This is a genomic window from Caballeronia sp. LZ035 (genome assembly GCF_031451175.1).
Lineage (GTDB): Bacteria > Pseudomonadota > Gammaproteobacteria > Burkholderiales > Burkholderiaceae > Caballeronia.
Map to the genome: position 1 here is coordinate 228,426 of NZ_JARUXS010000001.1, position 21,905 is coordinate 250,330.

20 protein-coding genes are annotated in these 21,905 nt (G+C 65.1%); 6 read left to right on the top strand and 14 right to left on the bottom strand.

Features of this window, described 5'->3' with window-relative positions; all coding sequences use genetic code 11:
• Positions 1–5 precede the first annotated feature (5 nt).
• The 3 genes from gspL to QCE88_RS01095 are packed head-to-tail and all read left to right on the top strand — an operon-like array spanning position 6 to position 2,634.
• Positions 6–1,358: a type II secretion system protein GspL gene (gene gspL, locus QCE88_RS01085; RefSeq protein WP_309898429.1), complete on the top strand. Its 1,353-nt coding sequence runs from the start codon at positions 6–8 to the stop codon at positions 1,356–1,358.
• The gene (locus tag QCE88_RS01090; RefSeq protein WP_309898431.1) at positions 1,355–1,858 is read left to right on the top strand and encodes a type II secretion system protein M; all 504 of its coding nucleotides are present in this window, start codon (positions 1,355–1,357) and stop codon (positions 1,856–1,858) included. The genes gspL and QCE88_RS01090 overlap by 4 nt, the downstream gene beginning before the upstream one ends.
• Positions 1,855–2,634: a type II secretion system protein N gene (locus QCE88_RS01095; protein ID WP_309898433.1), complete on the top strand. Its 780-nt coding sequence runs from the start codon at positions 1,855–1,857 to the stop codon at positions 2,632–2,634. Before QCE88_RS01090 ends, QCE88_RS01095 begins: the two co-directional genes overlap by 4 nt.
• A 5-nt stretch (positions 2,635–2,639) precedes the next feature.
• Here the strand turns inward: QCE88_RS01095 and QCE88_RS01100 are convergent, their stop codons facing one another.
• A complete protein-coding gene (locus tag QCE88_RS01100; protein WP_309898436.1) occupies positions 2,640–4,223 on the bottom strand; it encodes an efflux transporter outer membrane subunit in 1,584 nt (527 codons plus the stop codon).
• A 239-nt stretch (positions 4,224–4,462) separates the two neighbouring features.
• Positions 4,463–4,756 carry a hypothetical protein gene (locus tag QCE88_RS01105; RefSeq protein WP_309898438.1) on the bottom strand — a complete coding sequence of 98 codons (294 nt, stop codon included), beginning with the start codon at positions 4,754–4,756 and terminating at the stop codon, positions 4,463–4,465.
• Between the two features lie 210 nt (positions 4,757–4,966).
• Here QCE88_RS01105 and QCE88_RS01110 point away from each other — a divergent pair, with 210 nt between their 5' ends.
• Entirely contained in the window at positions 4,967–5,455 is a 489-nt protein-coding gene (locus QCE88_RS01110) for a MarR family transcriptional regulator (protein ID WP_309898440.1), read from the top strand.
• 123 nt (positions 5,456–5,578) lie between these two features.
• Positions 5,579–7,132: a DHA2 family efflux MFS transporter permease subunit gene (locus tag QCE88_RS01115; RefSeq protein WP_309898442.1), complete on the top strand. Its 1,554-nt coding sequence runs from the start codon at positions 5,579–5,581 to the stop codon at positions 7,130–7,132.
• Positions 7,133–7,138: 6 nt separating this feature from the next.
• Here the strand turns inward: QCE88_RS01115 and QCE88_RS01120 are convergent, their stop codons facing one another.
• The 12 genes from QCE88_RS01120 to QCE88_RS01175 form a co-directional block, all read right to left on the bottom strand.
• Complete coding sequence (locus QCE88_RS01120; protein ID WP_309898444.1) at positions 7,139–7,711, bottom strand: hypothetical protein; 573 nt, start codon at positions 7,709–7,711, stop codon at positions 7,139–7,141.
• A gap of 154 nt (positions 7,712–7,865) precedes the next feature.
• Positions 7,866–9,485: a glutamate--cysteine ligase gene (gene gshA / locus QCE88_RS01125; protein WP_309898446.1), complete on the bottom strand. Its 1,620-nt coding sequence runs from the start codon at positions 9,483–9,485 to the stop codon at positions 7,866–7,868.
• Between the two features lie 239 nt (positions 9,486–9,724).
• A complete protein-coding gene (gene ada / locus QCE88_RS01130) occupies positions 9,725–10,807 on the bottom strand; it encodes a bifunctional DNA-binding transcriptional regulator/O6-methylguanine-DNA methyltransferase Ada (RefSeq protein ID WP_309898448.1) in 1,083 nt (360 codons plus the stop codon).
• 353 nt (positions 10,808–11,160) lie between these two features.
• Entirely contained in the window at positions 11,161–12,513 is a 1,353-nt protein-coding gene (hslU, locus tag QCE88_RS01135) for an ATP-dependent protease ATPase subunit HslU (protein WP_309898450.1), read from the bottom strand.
• 12 nt (positions 12,514–12,525) lie between these two features.
• Positions 12,526–13,062, bottom strand: coding sequence for an ATP-dependent protease subunit HslV (gene hslV / locus QCE88_RS01140; RefSeq protein WP_309898451.1), 537 nt, complete (start codon positions 13,060–13,062; stop codon positions 12,526–12,528).
• 367 nt (positions 13,063–13,429) lie between these two features.
• Positions 13,430–13,846, bottom strand: coding sequence for an RNA polymerase-binding protein DksA (dksA, locus tag QCE88_RS01145; RefSeq protein WP_309898454.1), 417 nt, complete (start codon positions 13,844–13,846; stop codon positions 13,430–13,432).
• A 567-nt stretch (positions 13,847–14,413) separates the two neighbouring features.
• Positions 14,414–15,496, bottom strand: a complete 1,083-nt coding sequence (locus QCE88_RS01150; protein WP_309898457.1) for a GTP-binding protein — start codon at positions 15,494–15,496, stop codon at positions 14,414–14,416.
• A gap of 130 nt (positions 15,497–15,626) precedes the next feature.
• A complete protein-coding gene (locus QCE88_RS01155) occupies positions 15,627–16,826 on the bottom strand; it encodes a class I SAM-dependent rRNA methyltransferase (RefSeq protein ID WP_309898459.1) in 1,200 nt (399 codons plus the stop codon).
• 58 nt (positions 16,827–16,884) lie between these two features.
• The gene (xerC, locus tag QCE88_RS01160; RefSeq protein ID WP_309898461.1) at positions 16,885–17,808 is read right to left on the bottom strand and encodes a tyrosine recombinase XerC; all 924 of its coding nucleotides are present in this window, start codon (positions 17,806–17,808) and stop codon (positions 16,885–16,887) included.
• A 3-nt stretch (positions 17,809–17,811) separates the two neighbouring features.
• Entirely contained in the window at positions 17,812–18,531 is a 720-nt protein-coding gene (locus QCE88_RS01165; protein WP_309898463.1) for a DUF484 family protein, read from the bottom strand.
• Between the two features lie 16 nt (positions 18,532–18,547).
• A complete protein-coding gene (dapF, locus tag QCE88_RS01170) occupies positions 18,548–19,420 on the bottom strand; it encodes a diaminopimelate epimerase (protein ID WP_309898465.1) in 873 nt (290 codons plus the stop codon).
• 50 nt (positions 19,421–19,470) lie between these two features.
• A complete protein-coding gene (locus tag QCE88_RS01175) occupies positions 19,471–20,355 on the bottom strand; it encodes a lipid A biosynthesis lauroyl acyltransferase (protein WP_309898467.1) in 885 nt (294 codons plus the stop codon).
• A 277-nt stretch (positions 20,356–20,632) separates the two neighbouring features.
• On the opposite strand from QCE88_RS01175, the gene metK reads away from it, so the two are divergent.
• On the top strand, positions 20,633–21,820 hold the full coding sequence (metK, locus tag QCE88_RS01180; RefSeq protein ID WP_309898469.1) for a methionine adenosyltransferase: 1,188 nt from the start codon (positions 20,633–20,635) through the stop codon (positions 21,818–21,820).
• Positions 21,821–21,905: the final 85 nt, after the last annotated feature.

Sequence of the window (21,905 nt, forward strand, 5' to 3'; positions counted from 1 at the left end):
GTCGCTTGAGCACACTGATCGTTTCATTACCGCCGCGCGATCCCGCGGTGCGCTCGGAAGAGTGGCATCTGCCGGATCTGCCTTTTCTGCTGCTCGACAAGCGCGGCGAGCCGCAACGCATCGGCCGCTCGGCGCTCGGGCTTCTGCCGCGCGCGAGCGCGACGGTGCTGATCGTCGCCGCGCGCGACACGCTGTTGCTCGCCGCGACCCTGCCGCCGCTCAAGGGTCCGCGCTTGCGGCAGGCGCTGCCGAACGTGGTGGAAGACCAGCTCATTCAGGATCCGCAGACGTGTCATATGGCCGTCGATCCGGTCGCGCTGGCGGACGGGCGGCGTGTGGTGGCGGTGATCGATCGCGGCTGGTTCCGCTTTGTCGTCGGCGCCTTCGCGGGCGCGGGGCATCGCAACGTGAAGGCGGTGCCCGCGATGCGCTGCCTGCCGGTGCCGGCGGCCATCGTGGAGAGCACCGAAGCCGAGGTCGATGCGGCCACCGTGCCGCCGACGCCGTTCATCGCCGGCCTGCTGGGCCCGGTGATCTCGACCGCGCCCGCGCTCATCGGTGAGATGGCGGCGCCCACGCCGGCGTCGCTCGGCGCGCCGCGCATCGAGATCGCGATCGCGCGCGGTGAGCGCGCCGCGCTCGGCGAAGGCCTCGCGCTGTCCGCCGAATCCATCGTGCCGACGCTGACGGCGCTCGCCGGCGATCATCCGGCGACGCTCTATTCACTCGTCGACCTGCCCGGCGACGAGCCGCGTCTCGCGAGCGTTCGCCCCGTCGCGGGTCACGTGGACATTCCGGGCGCGCAGCCTATCGCCTTCGAAACGCTCGCGCGCAACGCGCTCGCCAGCCGCTTCGACCTGTGCCAGTTCGAGTTCGCCGCGCAGCCGTGGAAGCTCGATCGCGCGACCGTGCGGCGGCTGCGCGTGCCGATCGCGCTCGTGGCGCTGTCCGTGCTGGTGTCGATCATCGGCATCAACGTGCAGTGGCTGCAACTCGCCCGCCAGCGCGACGCGATCAACGCGCAGATGACCGAGCTGCTGCTCAACGCGTTCCCGAAGACGACCGTCGTGCTCGATGCGCCCGATCAGATGACGCGCAACCTCGACCGCCTGCGCACGGCGTCGGGGGAACTGTCGCCGGCGGATTTCCTGTCGCTGGCGGACGGGCTCGCGCGTTCGCTCGGTCCCGTGCCGGTGAACGGCGTCGCGGGGCTCGACTATCGCGACCGTCATCTGGAAGTGACCTTCAAGCCCGACACCAAGGTCGATCCCGACCTCACGAAGCGCCTCGCCGCCAACGGCCTGAGCAGTTCGATCGACAGCAATACCGGTAAATGGACCATCGGGAGCGGCCAATGAAAGCGGAACTCCTCCGTTCCCTGGCGGAATTCTGGGAAGCGCGCACGCCGCGCGAAAAGACCATGCTGATGTGGGGCGGCCTCGCGCTCGCCATCGTGGTCGTGTATCTGGTGCTGTGGGCGCCGGCGTTCGAAGGCCGCGCGCGGCTGCGGGACTCCTTGCCCGGGATGCAGCGCCAGCTCGCGACCATGAACGCGCAGGCCAATGAAGCGCGCTCGCTCGCGCCGGCCGCGGAAGGCATGACGCCGACCGGCGGCGCGCTGCGCGACGCGTTGCAGAAATCGCTCGCCGACAACGGCATGCAGCCGACGCAAGTGCAGGTGATCGGCGCGGCGGTGCAGATCCAGTTGAAGAACGCGTCGTTCCCGAACTGGACGATGTGGCTCGACGACGCGCGCAAGCAGTTCAAGGTGCAGGTGTCGGAGGCGCACATCACGGCGCTGAAGCCGGATGGCCAGGTGGACCTGACGGCGTCGCTGCAACCGGCCGGCGTCAAATGAGCTACTGGACCCGACGCATCCGGCTGGCGGTGCCGGCGCTGCTCGTGATGTTCGTGTCGATCGGCGGGACGCTGCTCGTGATGATGCCCGCCGCGTGGATCGTGCCGCAGTTCTCGAAGGCCACGGGCGGACACGTGAACCTGGTCGATCCGTCCGGCTCGCTGTGGCGTGGTTCCGCGACCCTGATGCTCGCGGCCGGCAGCGATGGTTCGGGCGCGACGCTGCTGCCGGGGCGCATCGAATGGACGACGGCGTTTTGGCCGCTCTTCACCGGCCGCGTGCACATGACGATGCGCCAGACGCAGGCGATGCCCGAGGCCGTGATCGTCGACGCCAGTCCGCGCGGCGCGACGCTCAGCGCGAGCGAGATTGCCGTGCCGGCGACGCTGCTGTCGGGCCTGGGCGCGCCGTTCAATACGCTGAATTTCGACGGCAGCGTGCGGCTCGCGTGGACCGAACTGCGCCTGTTGAACCGCAACGCCTACGGGCAGGTCGTGGTGACGCTCGACGACATGGCGTCGAGCGTCTCGCGGGTCAAGCCGCTCGGTTCATATCGCGTGGCGTTGCAGGCGCAGGGCGCGCAGGCGAGCATCGATCTGTCCACGAGCAAGGGCCCGCTGATCCTCAAGGGTAATGGCTCGATCTCGCAGGAATCGACGTCGTTCCAGGGCACCGCGACCGCCGCGCCTGAACAGCGCGAGAATCTGGCCGGGCTGCTGAACCTGCTCGGCCGTCACTCGGATCCGGATACCGTCGCGCTCGTCTTCGCGCGCTAAGGCTTTTAGCGCTCCGTCGTGCGGGTTGCGTCCGCTGTCTTCGCCACCGGAGCCAACGGAGCCGATGCAGCGGACGTGGCCGACGCAGCGGCGGGCGCTTGCACGTCGCCGGTTTCGTGGTCCATCTGCGCGGTGTCCCAGCCGCCGCCCAGCGCCTTCACCAGGCCCACCGACGACACCATCCGCTGTCCCGCGATGTTCGCGAGCTTCTGCTGCGCGGTGAAGGCCGTGGTCTGCGCGGTCAGCACGTTGATATACGCGACCGTTCCCGCCTTGTACTGATTGTTGATGATCGCCAGCGCCTGCTGCGCCGATTCGACTGCCTGTTGCTGCACGACGATTTCCTTCTCCAGGATGCGCAGCGACGCGAGGTTGTCTTCGACGTCCTGGAACGCCGTGAGCACGGTCTGCCGATAGGTCGCGACGTTCTGGTCGTAGGCGGCGCGCGCGGCGTCGGTGCGGGCGGAGCGCAGGCCGCCGTCGAACAGCGTGGCTGCAATATCCGGCCCGAGCGTCCAGAAGCGCGACGGCGCGCGCAGCAACTGCGACAGCACCGAACTCTCGAAACCGCCTTGCGCCGACAGCGTGAGGGTCGGGAAATACGCGGCCATTTCCACGCCGATCTGCTCGTTCGCCGCGGCGGCCTTGCGTTCCGCGGACGCGATGTCCGGACGCCGCTCGAGGATGGCCGACGGCATCTGCACCGGGACGGTCGGCGGCGTGGCGTCGAGCGGAATGGGCGGGATGGAGAAGGTCGAGGCCGGCTCGCCGACCAGCACGGCGATGGCGTGCTCGTACTGGGCGCGCGCGACGCCGTTGTCGATGGCCGACGCCTGCGCCGACTGCAACTGCGTCTGCGCCTGGATTACGTCCGAGCGCGCGACGATTCCTTGTCCGTACTGGTTCTGCGTGAGCTTGAGCGATTGCTCGTAGGCGGCGACGGTGTCATCGAGCAGCCTTTGCTGGGCGTCGAGCGAGCGCAGCTGGTAATAGGTCTGCGCAAGCGTGGCCTGCGCGGAGAGCCGGGCGTTGGCGAGATCGGCGGCGGCGCCCTGTTGTCCGGCTTTCTGCGATGCCACCGTGCGCGACACGGTGCCCCACAGATCCGGCTCCCATGAGGCATCGAGCGAGGTGCTGAACTGGTTGTTCACGGAACCTTGCTGGCCGAAGCTTGAGCTGTTCGTCGAGCGGTTGCCGGCGCCGGTACCCGAACGCGACCCCGACGCCGAGAGGCCGATGGTCGGGAAATAGGCCGCGCGCGCTTCGCCGACGAGCGCGCGCGCCTGCCGATAGGCGGCGGCATACTGCGCGACGGTCTGGTTCGACTGATTCAGTTGCACTTCGAGCGCGTCGAGGCGCGTGTCGTTGTACACGGTCCACCAGGTGCCGCGGTCCGACTGATCGGCGGGCTGCGCGACCTTCCAGCCTTCGGGCGCTTCCTTGTAGCTTGCCGGGACTGTCACGGACGGACGCTGATAGTCGGGCCCGACGGCGCATCCGGCGATCAGCATCGCGAGCGTGGCGGCGAGCGCCGTGGCAGTGAGCCGGCGCGGGCTGAGGGAAACGGAGTGGGCGGTGCGGTGCGGCATCTGCGGTCAGAAGTCCTGTCGGCGCCGCGCCGTTCGAAACGACGGACGCGGCAAACCGGGATGAGTGTGAAGCACGCCTGGAACGCGCGCGACGCTCGATGAGTGTTCTTTCTGCGCCTGAACAAACCCTGTCGGGCATGTCGGGCAGACGTTAGCGTACCGGGTTCGCCGTAAGCCGGGTGTTACGCGACCGAGGAAATCGGTTACGACGCGTTACGGGCTGGGGTCACGGCCCGGACTCAGGCACCGGTCGCGCCGCCGTTCCCGGGGCAGGGCGGCTGGAGCAGCGGCCGGGCGGCCGCCGCAGGCGTTGCGGAGGCTTTCGCGGGTGCTGCGTCCTTGCGCCGATGCCGGTTCTCGTACCAGCCCATGCCCAGCACGATGAACGATCCGCCCGGCAGCAGAAACACGATCAGATACAGCGCGAACTTCCACGAATTCAGCTTCGGCGGGACGAAGTGACGGGAAGCGTGGGCGATCGTGCTGCTGACAGTGCCGAAACGTCGGCGGGCGGTGCGTACGAAGCGGGTCATGGGAGGGGTCCTTGGGGCGTCGGCGGACGACGCTGCGGGCGATCAGAACATGGTCTCGGGCGGCGCGGAAGCGCGTAACTCGTTGCATGAAATAATATTGACTGTGCAAGTAATTTTCAAGATACTTCCGATGGCTTTTTTGCGAGTGTGGCCCCGGTGTAACGCAGTGCAGCAACGCAGGTCTGCATCATCAGCAAGACATGAGCCGCAATGAACAGCGACCCTTTATACGATCCATCCACCATCCGGCTCGAAACGAGCCTTGGCTATCTGCTCGCCAAAGCGCGGAACGTGCTTGTCGCGCGGACGGATCAGGCGCTCAGGCCGCTCGATCTCACCGCGCAGCAGATCGGCGTGATGCTGGCGCTGGCTTCGGGGCGCGCGCATACGTCGCTGGAGCTGTCGCGCGAGATGTCGTATGACAGCGGATCGATGACGCGCATGCTCGATCGGCTCGAGAAGAAGGGCTTCGTGAGCCGCTCGAGAAGCGCTGCGGACCGGCGCATCGTCGAACTGTCGCTGACGGAGCGCGGGCGCGCTGCGGCCGGCCAGCTTCCGGCGATCGGCGCCGCGGTGCTCAACGAGCAACTGGACGGTTTCAGCCGCGCGGAACTGGAGCAGTTGATCGGGCTGCTGGCGCGCTTCATCGGTAATGCGTCGGCTGGCGATTGCCCGACCTGTCCGCTCGGCGACGAGTAACGGCAAGTAAAAAACAAGCTCTTCGCATGTCCATTTCGCTGTCTGGGCAGAGAATGTCGCGACAAGAGAAAGATTGCATGCGATGCGAGGCTTCGCCCTCGCCCTGCTGCTGGAGATAAAACGATGTCAACAACGGCAAGCTCCGCCGCACCCGTTCCCATGCCGCTCAAAGGCGGCATTCTGGCCCTGCTGACGCTGGGCCTCGCGCTCGGCACCTTCATGGAGGTGCTCGACACGTCCATCGCGAATGTCGCGGTGCCGACGCTCTCCGGCAGTCTCGGCGTGGCGACGAGCGAAGGCACCTGGGTCATCTCCTCCTACTCCGTGGCATCGGCGATTGCTGTGCCGCTGACCGGCTGGCTCGCCCGGCGCGTCGGCGAGGTGAAGCTGTTCACGATCTCGGTGCTGCTGTTTTCCGTCGCCTCGGCGCTGTGCGGCCTCGCGCACAACTTCGAATCGCTGATCGCGTTCCGGCTGCTGCAAGGGCTCGTGTCCGGACCCATGGTGCCGCTCTCGCAAACCATCCTGATGCGCAGCTATCCGCCCGACAAGCGCGGCCTCGCGCTCGGACTCTGGGCCATGACGGTGATCGTCGCGCCCATCTTCGGCCCGATGATGGGCGGCTACATCACCGACAACTTCACCTGGCCGTGGATCTTCTACATCAACGTGCCGATCGGCGTGCTGTCGGCGGCGCTCGCGTGGTTCCTGTTGCGCGGCCACGAAACGAAAACGACGGCGCAACGCATCGACGGCGTCGGGCTCACGCTGCTCGTGATTGGCGTTGCCAGCCTCCAGATGATGCTGGACCTTGGCAAGGACCGCGACTGGTTCAGCTCGCATCTGATCACGACGCTGGCAATCGTCTCGGCGATCTCGCTCGCATTCATGTTCGCGTGGGAGCTGACCGAGAAGGAACCGGTGATCGACCTCTCGCTGTTTCGCGACCGCAACTTCGCGATGGGCGTGCTCATCACGTCATTGGGCTTTCTGGCGTTCTTCGGCTCGGTCGTCGTGCTGCCGCTCTGGCTCCAGACCGTGCTCGGCTACACGCCGTGGCTCGCGGGCCTTGCCACCGCGCCGGTCGGCGTGCTTGCGCTCGTGCTGTCGCCGATGATCGGGCAGAACATGCATCGGATGAACCTGCGTGTCGTGGCGAGCTTCGCGTTCCTGACCTTCGCGTTCGTGTCGCACTGGAACTCGACCTTCACGCTCGACACGCCCTTCCCTCAGATCATCGTTCCGCGTCTGATCCAGGGCATCGGCGTCGCCTGCTTCTTCGTGCCGATGACGACCATCACGCTCTCCAGCGTATCCGACGAACGCCTCGCGGGCGCGGCAGGATTGTCGAATTTCCTGCGGACGTTGTCGGGGGCGATCGGCACGGCCGTCAGCACGACCTTCTGGGAGAACGACATGATCCGTCATCACGCGCGGCTCACCGAGTCCGTCACGCCGTATGCGGCAGGCACGACGGCCTATTCGGATCTGTTGGCGGGACTCGGGCTGAGCGGCCAGGCGCTCACGGCCCAGCTGGATCGTGTGGTGTCGGCGCAGGCGTACATGATGTCGACCAACGACTTCTTCCGCATTTCGTACTATGCGTTTCTCGTGCTGGCCGTCATGGTCTGGCTGACGCGGCCCAGGAAGGGCGCGTCAGCCTCGATGGGGCATTGAAGGGCGTTACTGCGGCGTGAGCGGGGTCGCGGATTGACCCGGCTGGCTCTCGAGGTTGAGCGGCGCCGGCGTCTCTAGCGGACTGACCTGTACGCCGCCCGGCACGGGAGCCGGTACCGGCGCAGGCAGCGACGCGCCCGACTGCGCAGCTTGCGGCGTCGCGGTCTTGCGCAGTCCCGGACCATTGCGGATGAACTGCTTGAAATCCGCGCCGGCCTGCCAGGGATTCGGCTCGCAACCGAGCGGGTTGTCGCAGTGCGCAGCAAAGCCGATGGTTGCAGTGCCCTCGTTGGTCGGCGTCTTGGTGACCTGGTACGCGAGCGCGCGTTTGCCGCTCGACGGCCCCGCCGTCATGATGATCGAGTCGGTGACGGTCTGGATGCGGTACTCCGAATGATTCGTCACCCAAACTTGCGCGCGGGCCCACCAGGCGTCGCATTCGGGCTTGCTCATGCAGGTGAGCGGCTGGGTGGCCTGCTCCATCGTCGTGCTGCTGACCTGATCCTGCACCGCGCAGCCGCCCAGTAACGCGAGCGACGCAGCCCCCAGCGCGGCCGCGCCGAAGAACTTCTTGTTCATTGCTCCCCCGATCGTCGAAAAATGAGCAACATTTTGACCCGTCAGACCGGCCGATGTTGCGCTGCGTTGCGCACTGTTGCACACGCCGGTAAGCGTTGCCGCCGGCGGCGGTGATCAGCGTGGCAATTCTGCCAGTGCGCGGCGGGCGGTGCGCTCAGACGCTTTCGGTGTCCGGCTTGTAGGCCTGATAGGCGGCGACGAAGGCTTCAAACGATTCGCTATCGCGGCTTTCGACCTCGACTTGTTCCACCAGCGATTTCGCCGCGAGCTCTTCCATCCTGCGTTCCTCGTCCGCCGCGAGCGGCCGTTGGCGGAACGCCGCTGCATGACGTGCGCTGAGTTCGAGCGCGAATGCGTCGAAGGATTGCTGTTTGTCGTGCATGGTGCGCAGCACGCGTGCCGATGGCGTCAGCGACGCATCCGCCAGCCGCGGCCGCAGTGCGGCCAGCGCGCGCGTGTGATCGTCACGGCCGGCGAGAGCATCGAGTGTCTTCGCTACGGGTTCGATGGCGTCGAAGAGTTCCTCGGCCCATTGCTGCATCGGCACGCTGGCGCCGTTGCGTTGCAAGGTCAGCCCCGGCTTGCGCCCTTCCTTCGCCACCGCGCTGAAGTTGGCATTGGCTTCGACATTCGCGTCGGGCGGCAGCAGCGGACTGTCTTCCAGTGCGCAGTAGAGCAGATAGGCATCGAGAAAACGTGCGGTTTCGAGCGAGATGCCGGTCGGCTCGAACGGATCGATGTCCAGGCAACGCACCTCGATGTACTGCACGCCCCGCTCGCACAGCGCGTGCAACGGACGCTCACCGGACTGCGTGATGCGCTTGGGACGGATCGTCGAGTAGAACTCGTTTTCGATCTGCAGCACGTTGGTGTTGATCTGTACCCATTCGCCGTCGCGCTGCGTGCCGATGTCCTCGTACGGCGCGTACGGCTGGCTGACCGCTCGCGAAAGCACGCGCAAATAGGCACCGAGATTGTCGTAACTCGGCAGCAAATCGGCCTGCGCGGGATTGTTGGTGTAACCGAGATCGCTCATGCGCAGGCTGGTGGCGTGCGGCAGGAAGAACGTGTCGGCGTCGAAGGCTTCGAGATGATGCGTGCGGCCTTCGACGAAACGCCGGTTCAACGCCGGCGATGCGCCGAACAGATACATCAGCAGCCAGCTCGTGCGGCGGAAGTTGCGGATCAGCGCGAAATAGCGCTCGGACTGGAAGTCTTTCGCGGACAGCGTGTTTGTCGGATCAAGCGCCTGCCAGGCGCGCCAGACGTTCTCGTTCAGCGAATAGTTGTAGTGAATGCCGGCGATGCATTGCATCGTGCGGCCATAGCGCAAGGCAAGACCGCGCCGGTACACGTGCTTCAGCTTGCCGATGTTCGACGTGCCGTACGTTCCCAACGGGATGTCGTCTTCCGGCGGCAACGTGTTCGGCATCGAGTTGTTCCACAGCAGCTCGTCGCCCATGCGCGAATAGACGAAGCGATGCAGTTCATCGAGCCGTTCGAGCGTGATCGACACATCTGCCTCAGCGGGCGTGATCAGTTCGACGAGCGCTTCGGAGTAATCGGTCGTGAGCAGCGGATGCGTCAGCGCGGATCCAAACGCACGCGGATGCGGCGTCATGGCGAGTTCGCCCAGCGGCGTCACGCGCAAGCTTTCTTTCTCGATGCCGCGCAGGCCTTGACGCAAGGCGTCGGCATGCGTGCCGGACGCGAGCGCGGCGAGCCTGCGCTGGTAGGCGCCGGCTTGGGGATGAACGGGATTCTGGTTTGCCATGAAGCGATCTGCGAGGAGCGCGAGCGATGAAGCCCGAGTCGTATTTTTAGGGTAGCGGGCACTTTAACATCTCGGTGTAAGGCGTGCTTGAGCGCAAGACCAGCAAGGGTTTGCGGGTTTTTCGGGGTGTTGGCGGCAGGGTGCGCGGGAGGTGCCGGAGCCGCCTGGAGCGGCTCGCGAGGAGCGCGAAGCGCCGTCGGGCGCTCCGTCTGGAACGGCGACGAGCGTGGGTGGATTGGTCAGGCGATTTCGTCAGTGGCGTGTTGCGTGCGCTCGGTGTGCAGCAGCGTTTCCTTGCGCGACGCGCCCCAGCGATAGCCCGCGATCGCGCCGTCCTTGCCGATCACGCGATGACACGGAATGGCGAGCGCCACCGGATTCGACGCGCATGCGTTCGCGACGGCCCGCACCGCGCGCGGCGACCCGAGCGTTTCCGCGATGTCGCTGTAGCTGCGCGTCTGCCCGTACGGAATGTGCCGCAGCGCGTCCCAGACGCGTCGCTGGAACGCGGTCGCGCCGATGTCGAGCGGCAAGTCGAAGCGTTCGCGCGTGCCGTGCAGATAGGCGCGGATCTGCGCGACGAACGGTTCCATCCGCGCGGCGTCCTCGAGGCGCTCGGCCTGCGAGAAATCCGTGGCGAGCTGGTCGACGAGCGTGGCGGCGTCGTCGCCGAACGCGATCTTGCATACGCCCTTGTCCGTGGCCGCGACGATCACGATGCCGAGCGGCGTGGCGGCGGTCGTGTAATGCACGGTCAGGCCCGCGCCCTGGCGCTTGTAGGCGGAAGGCGTCATGCCGAGTTCGGCGGGCACGGCGTCATACATGCGCGACGGCGAACCGAATCCGGCGTCGTGCGTGGCGCGGGTGACATCGCGGCCGCGCTGCAACGCGTCGCGCAGCACGCCAGCGCGCTGCGCTGCCTGATACTGGCGCGGCGAAATGCCGACGATCCGCGAAAACAGCCGTTGCAGATGGAACGGGCTGACGTGCACTTCATCGCTCAGTTGGGCGAGCGTCATGCGCTGCTGCGAATGGGCGTCGAGCACCTTGCACGCCCGTTCGACGATCGCCAGGTCGCGCGGCAGACGCGTCGGCTGGCAGCGCTTGCAGGCGCGATAGCCGGCAGTTTCCGCCGCCTCGGTCGTCGCGAAGAACTCGACGTTCTCGCGGCGCGGCGCCCGCGACGCACACGACGGCCGGCAGAACACGCCTGTTGTGCGTACGGCGAAGAAGAAGACGCCATCGGCGTGGGCGTCGCGCTGGACAACGGCTTGCCAGCGGGTGTCGTCGGAGGAAAAAACGGGGACGGTTTCGGTATTCATCACAGACCTCGGCGGCTCAGTGGGTATGCGACCACTGTAGAGCCCTGCCGCCGAGCTTACGCGCCGATTCTTGCGCTGTCATCGAATGGCCGGGCGCAAGAGCAGAGGGGCAGATACTACATAGTGACGCCATAGGGGTTTTTACTAAAATTTCTATTGCGTCGCATCAAGGGGCTGTGTATTATTGGAACTGTCTCCTCCATGTCTCCTCCTGATATGGATTCAGCCCGCCAACCTAGGCGGGCTTTTTTTCGTCTGTACGTTCCGGCTGATTTCCTCCGAGCACCCATGACAAAGCCGGGCACACTGGCCCGGCTTTGCTGGATCGGCTTGATGAAAGGCCGCTCAATCCCTCACAGCACGTAGCGCGACAGGTCTTCGTCCTGCGCCACGTCGCCCAGCGCTCGCTCCACATACGCCGCGTCGATCCGCACCGGCTGACCCGCGTGATTGCCGGCCGCGAACGAAACTTCCTCCAGCAGCTTTTCGATCACCGTATACAGCCGCCGCGCGCCAATATTCTCCGTTTTCTCATTGACCGAGAATGCAATCTCGGCGAGACGCCGGATGCCTTCCTCGGTGAAATCGAGTTCGACGCCTTCCGTCGCGAGCAGCGCCTTGTATTGCTTGACGAGGCTGGCGTCGGTGGAATTCAGGATCGATTCGAAATCGCCCACCGACAGCGAATCCAGCTCGACGCGGATCGGAAAACGGCCCTGCAACTCGGGTATCAGGTCGCTCGGCTTGGCCAGATGAAACGCGCCGCTCGCGATGAACAGGATGTGATCCGTCTTGATCATCCCGTACTTCGTGTTGATGGTCGTGCCTTCGACGAGCGGCAGCAGGTCGCGCTGCACGCCCGCGCGCGACACCTCGGCCCCGCCGGCCTCGCTGCGCGACGCGATCTTGTCGATCTCATCCAGGAACACGATGCCGTTCTGCTCGACGTTCTGCACGGCGCGGCTCTTGACCTCTTCGTCGTTGAGCAGCTTGCCGGCTTCTTCATCGGTCAGCAGCTTGAGCGCTTCCTTCACCTTCACCTTGCGCCGCGTCTTTTTGCCGCCGCCCATGTTCGCGAACATCGAACGGATCTGCTCGGTCATGTCCTCCATGCCCGGCGGCCCCATGATGTCCATGCCGGTCTGCGGCATCTCGATGTCGAGCTCGATTTCCTTGTCGTCCAGCGCGCCTTCGCGCAGACGCTTGCGGAAGGTCTGCCGCGTGGCGTTGTCGCCTTCGCCGCTCGATGCACCGGCCGACGCATCCGCCGTACCGAAGCCCACCGGACGCGCGCCGGGCAGCAGGATGTCGAGAATGCGGTCTTCGGCGCGATCTTCGGCCTTGGTGCGCACCTTCTTCATTTCCGATTCGCGCGTCTGCTTTACCGAGATTTCGATCAGATCGCGCACGATGCTGTCCACGTCGCGGCCCACGTAGCCGACTTCGGTGAACTTGGTCGCTTCGATCTTGATGAACGGCGCGTCCGCGAGCTTGGCGAGACGTCGCGCGATTTCGGTCTTGCCGACGCCGGTCGGTCCGATCATCAGGATGTTCTTCGGCGTGATTTCCTGGCGCAGCGGCTCGGCTACCTGCTGACGGCGCCAGCGGTTGCGCAGCGCGACGGCGACGGCCTTCTTCGCGCGGCCCTGGCCGATGATGTGTTTGTCGAGTTCGGAGACGATTTCGGCGGGAGTCATGGTGGTCATCGTCATAGTCCTTTATTCGATCGTCTCGATGACGCGATTGTGATTGGTGTAGATGCACATGTCGCCGGCGATGGTCAGCGCCTTCTCGACGATCTCGCGAGGCGAGAGGTCGGTGTTTTCCATCAGCGCCTGCGCGGCGGCTTGCGCGTAGGCGCCGCCCGAGCCGATCGCGGCGATGCCGTGTTCAGGATCGAGCACGTCGCCGTTGCCGGTGATGACGAGGGTGGCGTGCGCGTCGGCGGTGATGAGCATGGCTTCGAGGCGGCGCAGCATGCGGTCGGTGCGCCAGTCTTTCGCGAGTTCGACGGCGGCGCGCGTCAGGTTGCCCTGATGCTTTTCGAGCTTCGCCTCGAAGCGGTCGAGCAGCGAGAATGCGTCGGCGGTGCCGCCGGCGAAGCCGACGAGGACCTTGCCGCCATAGATGCGGCGCACCTTCTTCGCGCCCCCTTTCATGACGATATTGCCGAGCGTCACCTGACCATCGCCGCCCAGCGCGACCTTGCCGTCGCGGCGCACGGAGACGATGGTCGTGCCGTGAAATTGTTCCATGTGCGTTCCTTAAGAAAACCGGATGAACGCGAGGCGGTTTCGTGTCTTCGAAGGCCGCCACGCAGTCGAGAATTCGATGGAGTGCACGGCGCGGGGTTCCGTCTGCGGGTTGTCACGGACGAACGGCGCCGCGCACGCGCTTGGCCGCATTAATGCGTTCACAAGGCGCGTCGGATTGATTTTAGGGCGAGCGAGGAATAATCAAGACGCGCGGAAACGGATGCATCCGCTTTTTACTGGCGGAAAGCAAAAAAGGCACACGTCGACGTGTGCCTTTTTGTTGAGCGCGCTGCCGGGGTCCGGCTTTTCGCGGCGGCGGGTTCCCCGCTGCGGGCGGTCCCGCAACGAGCGCCCGGCTGTGGCGGGATCAGTCGCCGAAGAGCTTCTGGCGCAGTTCGCGGCGTTCCTGGGCTTCGAGCGAAAGCGTGGCGGTCGGACGCGCAAGCAGGCGCGGAATGCCGATCGGTTCGCCCGTTTCCTCGCACCAGCCGTAATCGCCGGACTCGATGCGCGCGAGCGACTGCTGCACTTTCTTCAGGAGCTTGCGTTCGCGGTCACGCGTGCGCAGTTCCAGTGCATGCTCTTCTTCGATGGTCGCGCGATCCGCGGGGTCCGGCACGATCACCGTTTCCCGGAGATTTTCGGTCGTCTGGCCGGCATTCTTCAGAATGTCCGCTTGCAACTGTTCGAGCCGGTTCTTGAAGAAGGCGAGTTGCTCCGCATTCATGTAGTCCTTCTCGCTCATCTTCAGGATTTCGGCTTCGGTCAAGAGTTTCGTTGTCATCTGCTTGCTTCTTCAATGTGAGGCGCTGTCTTCGCAACGCCCGCAACTGCGTTACCCGCATGCAACGCACCGGTACGCGCGAGCATCAGGCGACACGCCCATGCGGGGCCGAACTCCTCTGGAAACCGATTCTGGATGATGCTCCGGACTGACTGGCGTGTGCTGCAAGGCCCGACATGACCGGCCCCGGTGCTTTGACTTGATTTGCCTTCCCCCGGCAAATCGAGGCATCGTCCCGACGGGACATCCTTTCTCCTGGTCCGCTGTCCGGACATCCGAAGATGTACGCCCAGCGAAACTGCCCTTCTCCAGTGGGGCTGTATTGTAACTGAACCGCAATTTCCGACGACAACCGAGGAAAACCCTGTCGATTCGTGCCGGAATCCCAAAAATATAACGCCTGGTCGTTCAAAAAGCGATGCCGAAGCGTGCCCGCGATTACATATCCGTGCCGAAAGCCGGTGTCGAAAAAAACGCCGCGCGCGGTTGCCCGCGGCGGCGTCTGGTCATTTCGAGGCCGCTTGCACCGCGCGGACTGCGCGCAGATCAAGCGAGATGCATGCCGGTTTACTTGACGAGGCAGGCGTCGAGCCCGTCGGTGATCAGATCCTTCGGCAGCTCGATGCCGATGAACACCATCTTGCTGTTCTTCTTCTCGATCGGCAGCCACTTGCTCGCGAGGTCGCTGCCCATCATCTGGTGCACGCCCTGGAAGACGACCTTGCGATCGACGCCCTTCATGTAGAGCACGCCCTTGTAACGCAGCAGACGTTCGCCATAAATCTGCAGAATGCCGCCGAGGAAGTCTTCGAGGCGGTTCGGGTCGAACGGCTTGTCGCTGCGATACACGAAGGACTTGATTTTGTCGTCGTGATGCGCGTGATGGTGGTTGTGATGATGCCCATGCTCGTGATCATGGCTGTGATCGTGACCGCAGGTCGCGTGGTCATGATCATGGTCGTGATCGTGGTCATGCGCATGATCGTGATCGTGATCGTCTTCGGCGAGGAAATCCGGGTCGATCTCGAGCTTCGCGTTCAGGTTGAAGCCGCGCAGATCGAAGATTTCCTTGATGTCCGCTTCGCCGAAATTGACGACCTTGATCGCCGCGCGCGGGTTCATGTGCAGCAGACGATGCTTGAGCGCGTCGAGCGCGGCGGCATCGACGAGATCGGACTTCGTGATGAACAGGCGGTCCGCAAAGCCCACCTGGCGCTGCACCACTTCCTGCTGGTCAAGCTGCTGGTTCGCGTGCTTCGCGTCCACCAGCGTGATGATGGCGTCCAGCAGGAATTCGTCGGCGACGGTGTTGTCCATGAAGAACGTCTGCGCCACCGGACCGGGATTCGCGAGACCGGTGGTCTCGATCACGACGCGGTCGAAATCCAGCGTGCCCGCTTTCTTGCGGTTGGCCAGGTCTTCCAGCGCGCGCGCCAGGTCGCCACGGATCGTGCAGCAGATGCAGCCGTTGCTCATCTGGATGATCTGCTCGTTCGTTTCCTGCACGAGAATTTCGTTGTCGATGTTCTCTTCGCCGAACTCGTTCTCGATCACGGCGATCTTCATGCCGTGCTGCTCGTTCAGGATGCGCTTGAGCAGCGTGGTTTTGCCGCTGCCCAGAAAGCCGGTCAGGATGGTTACGGGAATCATGGTGTCGCCTGTGTCCTTGTCTGTGTTCAGGAGATGCGCGGCGGCGCGTCGAACTGTTTATTGAAACATATTTGTCAAGCGGACGCCGCCGCGGTCCGCGCGGCTCTCGATCGCGGGTAGGTGGAGACGTTCACGCGATTTGCAACATCAGGCCCTTCAGGTATTCGCCTTCCGGGAACGCCGTCAGCAGCGGATGATCGACGCCGGCGCCCAGCCGCTTCAGGATCCGGGCATCGACGCGTGCGTCCGCCGCCGCGCCCGCGACGATCTTCTGGAACAGGTCCGAGTCGATCGCACCCGAGCACGAGTACGTGAACAACAGGCCGCCCGGACGCAGCAGCTTGAAGCCGCTGAGATTGATGTCCTTGTACGCGCGCGCGGCGCGATCCACCGTTTCCTTCGACGGCGCGAACTTCGGCGGATCGAGCACGATCAGGTCGAAGCGCCGGCCTTCATCGTAGAGGCGGCGCAGGGTCTTGAACGCATCGGCGTCGAGCCATTCGGCCTTGTCGGCGTCGAAGCCGTTCGCCTTGACGTTGTACCGCGCGAGCGCCAGCGCGTCGCCGGACGAATCCACCGAGGTCACGTGCGTCGCGCCGCCCTTGAGCGCCGCGAGCGAAAAGCCGCCCGTGTAGCAGAAGCAGTTCAGCACCTCACGGCCTGCCGCGCTCTGGGCGACCAGCACGCGGTTGTCGCGCTGATCGACATAGAAGCCGGTCTTGTGGCCGTGGCGTACGTCCACGTGATGACGCACGCCGCACTCGTTGGTGATCAGCGTCTCGGGCGGCGCGGCGCCCGCGAGCACGCCGGTGGTCTGTTCGAGTCCTTCCTTCTGGCGGATCGACACGTCCGAGCGTTCATAGACGTTCGGGCATCCGGTCGCGCCTGTCAGCGCCTGAACGATCGCTTCCTTCCAGGCCTCGACGCCGGTCGCCATGAACTGGCAGACGAGCTGCGCGTGCGCGCCGTCATCCGCGACGTAGTAATCGACGATCAGGCCCGGCAGGCCGTCCGCCTCGCCGAACACGAGACGGGTCGCGCCGGTGTCTTTGACCAGCGTGCGCCGGTGCTCGACCGCGCGCTGCACGCGGCGCTTGAAGAACGCGTGATCGACGGGTTCGCTTTCGTCGAAGGTCCAGACGCGCGCGCGGATCTGCGACTGCGGGCTGTACGAAGCACGCGCGAGAAAGCGGCCGTCAGCGGCGCGCACGGTCACAGTGGCGCCCGGCGCCGGATCGCCATCGATGCGCGCGATGGCGTTCGAGTAGATCCAGGGATGACGGCGGGCGAGCGATCTGTCCTTCGCCGGTTTGAGGGTGAGGGTGTTCATGGCCATACGGATGAGCCGCGCGTGAACGCGGCCGGATTGATCGTGCGTTATCGTGCGCTCAGTCGCGTTTCTTGGCGCGCGGATGCGCCGAGTCATACACGCGGGCGAGATGCTGGAAGTCGAGCGAAGTGTAGACCTGCGTCGCGGTGATGCTCGCGTGGCCGAGCAGTTCTTGTACGGCCCGCAGATCGCCGCTCGATTGCAGCACGTGCGTGGCGAACGAATGGCGCAGCACGTGCGGATGCACGTTCGACGGAATGCCCGCCATCAACGCCAGCCGCTTCACGCGCGTGCGCACGACGCCCGGCGCCATGCGGTTGCCGCGCACGGAGAGAAACAGCGCATGCGGATCGAGCTTGACGAATTCATCACGCACGGCGATCCACGCGCGCAAGGCCTCGATCGCCTTGCGTCCGACCGGCACCGAGCGCCGCCGGCTGCCCTTGCCGAGCACGGTCACTTCCTCGTGTTCGAGATCGAGCCAGCCCGCCGAGCGATAACCGTCTGCTTCGACGAAGCGCACGTCGAGGCCGACCAGTTCCGCGAGCCGCAAGCCCGACGAGTAGAACAGTTCGAGGATCGCGTGATCGCGCAGTGCTTCGGTCGTGCCGGACTGCGGCGCGTCCATGAGGGCCATCGCGTCGTCGACGGAAAGCGCCTTCGGCAAGGTCTTTTCGCCCTTCGGCGCGCGCACCGTCGCGACTGGATTGGCCGGCATCTCGACCCGTTCGGCGAGCCAGCGATAGAACGCGCGCCAGGCCGACAGCCGGTGTGCAATCGAGCGCGGCGACAGCCCGCCCGAATGCGCCCGCACGACGGCGCCGCGGATATCGGCGGCGGTGAGCGTCGGCAGAGGACGTTCCTTGGCCAGCGCGCGCAGTTCGCCGAGCTCGTAAGCATAGGCGCGCAGCGTGTGCTCGGACAGTCGCCGCTCGTGTTCGAGCATCGCGAGATAGGTGGCGATGGCCTCGGCGGTGTCCATGACTCAGTGCGGCAGCAGGCGCGACAGGGCCGCGCTCGCAAGCGCGCCGATCTGCATCAGGAAGTCGGTCGCCATGCCTTCATGGAAGCGGCGCGGGTCGGGCGAACCCATCACCAGCAAGCCGATGCTCGGCGCGTCCGGACCGGCCTGCGGGTCGCGCAGCGTGATCAGCGCGACTGATTCCACCTTGCGTTCGACGTCGGACGGGCCGTCGCCGGGCGCGACCGTCGCCGAGGCCGAGTTCTCGACGCCGAGCCATTGCGCCGCCGCGAAATCGGTGTTCACGCCGCAGTAGGGCGCGGTGAGGCTGTTCGCGAAGATGCGCACTTCCTCGCCCACCTGCCGCGCGAAGTCCGCCTGCCGATACGCTTCGTCGATGTCCCACAGACGCAGCGCTGCATGCGGCACGTCGAAGACGTCGCACAGGCCCGCGCTGATGGTCTTGGGCAGGACGTACGGATCGCGCTGCGAGATCACGCGCACGGTCCAGCGGTTGAACTTGGTCGAGATGCTGTCGTTCTCGTGGCCGTAGCGCAGTAGTTCGGCGAGGCGCCGTTCGAGCTGCTTGTTCTTGTCGCGCAGCATTTCCATCTGCCGCTCCTGCAGCGACACAGCGGCCTTGCCATGCGGATTCGAGAGCCGGATGCTGCCGAGCAGCTCCGCGTGCTCGACGAAGAAATCGGGATTGTCGAGCAGATAGTCAGCGACTTCGCGTGGATTCATGATCGATAAGGTTGCGTTAGACGATGCGATCGAGCTCGATTTCGCCTTCGAAGACCGTCGTGGCCGGGCCCGCCATGAACAGCGCGGCGGAGGCGTCGTGCGCGCCGTCCCAGCTGATCGTGAGCGTGCCGCCGTGGGTCTCGACGCGCACCGGCGCGTCCAGCACGCCGCGGCGGATGCCCGCCGCAACGGCCGCGCAGGCGCCCGTGCCGCATGCGAGTGTTTCGCCCGCGCCGCGCTCGAAGACGCGCAGCTTGACCGAATGACGGTCGATGACCTGCATGAAGCCCGCGTTCACGCGTTTCGGAAAGCGCGCGTGACGTTCGATCAGCGGGCCTTCTGTCAGTACCGGATACGCTTCGACGTCGGCGACGATCTGCACCGCGTGCGGATTGCCCATCGAGACGGCCGAGATCCAGCGCGTCTCGCCGGCGACATCGAGCGGCCAGAGCGTGTCGTTGCCCTCGCGGCGGCCGTCGAGCCCGTGCGCGTCGAACGGCACTTGCGGCGGATCGAACACGGGCGTGCTCATGTCGACGACGACTTCGCCGTTGTCCTGCATCGTCAGCGTGATGACGCCGTTCTGCACCTGCACGCGCACGCTCGACGCATCCGTCAGCCCCTGTTCGCGCACAAACTTCACGAAGCAGCGGGCGCCGTTGCCGCAATGCTCGACTTCGCCGCCATCGCAATTGAAGATGCGGTACTTGAAATCCACGCCGTCGAGGGTCGGCTTCTCGACGAGCAGCAACTGGTCCGCGCCGATGCCGAAATGACGGTTGGCCAGCGCGCGCACCTGCGCGGCGCTCAGGTCGAGCGCCTGCGAGTAGCCGTCGAGCACGACGAAGTCGTTGCCCGCGCCCTGCATCTTGGTGAATTTGAGTTTCATGGCCGCTATTGTATGTGAGCCGTCGCGCGGCGTTTCCTGCCGCGCCCGCTTCAGTAGAAGCCGGGCTCGCCCGGCGGCCGCGTCTTGAAGCGCTTGTGCACCCAATAGTATTGCTCGGGCATCTCGGGAATGTGCTCTTCGAGGAACGCGTTCATGCGCCGGGCGTCGGCTTCGTCGTCGCCGGTCGGATAGTTGTCCCACGGCGCGAAGATCTTGAGCCGGTAGCCCTTGTAGTCGGGCAGCACTTCGCCGATGAACGGCACCACCTGCGCGCGCCCCGTCTTGGCGAGCCGGCCGACTGCGGTCAGCGTACATGTGGGAATGCCGAAGAACGGCACGAACGCCGAGTTGCGCATGCCATAGTCCATGTCCGCGCCGAGCATCACGGGCTTGCGGTCGCGCAGCCAGCGCAGCACGACGCGCGCGCTGTCGGCGCGGCTTGCCATGTCGGCACCGAAGCGGCCGCGCTGCTGCTTCGCCATCTCCTCGACCTGCGGGTTCGAGAACGGCTGGTAGAGCGAGCCGCATTGCCGGTGCAGCGAGTAGTTGAGGAAGATGGAGCCCGCCTCGATACCGACGAAGTGCAGTCCGAGAAACAGCGTGGGCGGCAGGTCGGGATCGCTGAGATCCACGGCGCTGTCGACCTGGATCAGCTTTTCGAGCTTCTTCGCCGAGCCGAACCATTGCACGCTGCGCTCGACATAACTGCGGATCGCATGGCGGAAATGCTTCTGCGCGATGTCCTCGCGCTTCTCGTCGGACCACTCGGGAAAGCACAGCTTGAGGTTGGTGTGGACGATGCGCTTGCGGCGGCTCGGGATCTGATAGAGCAGCCAGCCGAGACCATCGCCGAAACGCGCCGTGATGCCGTACGGAATGACGGCGAGCAACTTGAGAAAGCCAATCGCAAGCGCTACCCCGATGCGCCCTAGCATGATGTGCTCCAGCGAACATACGGGTGGCCGCGAGGTACGGAAGATTGATGCGGGGCGATTGGCGTCAAGCGGTCGGCTCTGAAAAAATAAGGGAAACCGGTATAATAAAACCTTCGCCGAGTTAATGGACAACTTGCGGGGCGAAGCGGGTCGGGGCCTTCATGCAGTATGGAAGACTCAGGCCTGGTTAAGGATATCCGCTAAAGCGTCGCCGCTTCAGACTCCAAACGAAGTCGGCTACGTGAATACCAACCGTACTCAAACTGGAGTCTGAAGCGTGTCGAACGACTATCTCTTTACATCCGAATCTGTTTCCGAAGGCCACCCGGACAAGGTCGCCGACCAAATCTCCGACGCCATCCTCGACGCCATCCTGGCTCAGGACAAATATTCGCGCGTCGCGGCGGAAACCCTCTGCAATACCGGTCTCGTCGTGCTCGCCGGTGAAATCACCACCACGGCCAACGTCGACTACATCCAGGTCGCGCGCGAAACCATCAAGCGCATCGGCTACGACAACACGGATTACGGCATCGATTATCGCGGTTGCGCGGTGCTCGTCGCTTACGACAAGCAGTCGCCCGATATCGCGCAAGGCGTGAACAAGGCGCACGACGACAACCTCGATCAAGGCGCCGGCGACCAGGGCCTGATGTTCGGCTACGCATGCGACGAAACGCCCGAACTCATGCCGCTGCCCATCCATCTTTCGCACCGTCTGGTCGAGCGTCAGGCGAACCTGCGCCGTGATGGCCGCCTGCCCTGGCTGCGTCCGGATGCGAAGTCGCAGGTCACCGTGCGCTACGTGGATGGCAAGCCGCATTCCATCGATACCGTCGTGCTCTCCACGCAGCACGCACCGGACATCGACCTGTCGCAACTGCGCGAGGCCGTGATCGAAGAGGTCATCAAGCCGACGCTGCCGAAGGAACTCATCAAGGGCGACATCAAGTTCCTCGTGAATCCCACCGGGCGTTTCGTGATCGGCGGTCCGCAAGGCGATTGCGGTCTGACGGGGCGCAAGATCATCGTCGATACCTACGGCGGCGCGGCGCCGCACGGCGGCGGCGCGTTCTCGGGCAAGGATCCGTCGAAGGTGGACCGCTCGGCCGCGTATGCAGGCCGTTATGTCGCGAAGAACATCGTCGCGGCGGGCCTCGCGTCGCGCGCGCTGATCCAGGTGTCCTACGCGATCGGCGTGGCGCGTCCGACCTCGATCATGGTCAACACGTTCGGCACGGGCCGCATCTCGGACGCCGAGATCACCAAGCTCGTGCAGGAACACTTCGACCTGCGTCCGAAGGGCATCATCCAGATGCTCGACCTGCTGCGTCCGATCTACGAGAAGACCGCGGCCTACGGCCACTTCGGCCGCGAAGAGCCGGAATTCTCGTGGGAAACCGCCGACAAGGCGCTGGTGCTGGCCGAAGCCGCGGGCACCGAGCCGGTCGTGAGCGTCGCGTAACGCGCTTCGCCACATCGTAGTACCCGTCGTCAAGGAACCGGCAGGCTGCGCGCCTGCCGGTTTTTTTTGCGCACGTTTCTTGCGC

What these genes read in the sequence shown, in the direction of transcription:
- QCE88_RS01090 (WP_309898431.1), top strand. Translation starts at nt 1,355, where the DNA reads ATGAAAGCGGAACTCCTCCGTTCCCTGGCGGAATTCTGGGAAGCGCGC.
- QCE88_RS01095 (WP_309898433.1), top strand. Translation starts at nt 1,855, where the DNA reads ATGAGCTACTGGACCCGACGCATCCGGCTGGCGGTGCCGGCGCTGCTC.
- QCE88_RS01100 (WP_309898436.1), bottom strand. Translation starts at nt 4,223, where the DNA reads ATGCCGCACCGCACCGCCCACTCCGTTTCCCTCAGCCCGCGCCGGCTC.
- QCE88_RS01105 (WP_309898438.1), bottom strand. Translation starts at nt 4,756, where the DNA reads ATGACCCGCTTCGTACGCACCGCCCGCCGACGTTTCGGCACTGTCAGC.
- QCE88_RS01110 (WP_309898440.1), top strand. Translation starts at nt 4,967, where the DNA reads ATGAACAGCGACCCTTTATACGATCCATCCACCATCCGGCTCGAAACG.
- QCE88_RS01115 (WP_309898442.1), top strand. Translation starts at nt 5,579, where the DNA reads ATGTCAACAACGGCAAGCTCCGCCGCACCCGTTCCCATGCCGCTCAAA.
- QCE88_RS01120 (WP_309898444.1), bottom strand. Translation starts at nt 7,711, where the DNA reads ATGAACAAGAAGTTCTTCGGCGCGGCCGCGCTGGGGGCTGCGTCGCTC.
- gshA (WP_309898446.1), bottom strand. Translation starts at nt 9,485, where the DNA reads ATGGCAAACCAGAATCCCGTTCATCCCCAAGCCGGCGCCTACCAGCGC.
- ada (WP_309898448.1), bottom strand. Translation starts at nt 10,807, where the DNA reads ATGAATACCGAAACCGTCCCCGTTTTTTCCTCCGACGACACCCGCTGG.
- hslU (WP_309898450.1), bottom strand. Translation starts at nt 12,513, where the DNA reads ATGACCACCATGACTCCCGCCGAAATCGTCTCCGAACTCGACAAACAC.
- hslV (WP_309898451.1), bottom strand. Translation starts at nt 13,062, where the DNA reads ATGGAACAATTTCACGGCACGACCATCGTCTCCGTGCGCCGCGACGGC.
- dksA (WP_309898454.1), bottom strand. Translation starts at nt 13,846, where the DNA reads ATGACAACGAAACTCTTGACCGAAGCCGAAATCCTGAAGATGAGCGAG.
- QCE88_RS01150 (WP_309898457.1), bottom strand. Translation starts at nt 15,496, where the DNA reads ATGATTCCCGTAACCATCCTGACCGGCTTTCTGGGCAGCGGCAAAACC.
- QCE88_RS01155 (WP_309898459.1), bottom strand. Translation starts at nt 16,826, where the DNA reads ATGAACACCCTCACCCTCAAACCGGCGAAGGACAGATCGCTCGCCCGC.
- xerC (WP_309898461.1), bottom strand. Translation starts at nt 17,808, where the DNA reads ATGGACACCGCCGAGGCCATCGCCACCTATCTCGCGATGCTCGAACAC.
- QCE88_RS01165 (WP_309898463.1), bottom strand. Translation starts at nt 18,531, where the DNA reads ATGAATCCACGCGAAGTCGCTGACTATCTGCTCGACAATCCCGATTTC.
- dapF (WP_309898465.1), bottom strand. Translation starts at nt 19,420, where the DNA reads ATGAAACTCAAATTCACCAAGATGCAGGGCGCGGGCAACGACTTCGTC.
- QCE88_RS01175 (WP_309898467.1), bottom strand. Translation starts at nt 20,355, where the DNA reads ATGCTAGGGCGCATCGGGGTAGCGCTTGCGATTGGCTTTCTCAAGTTG.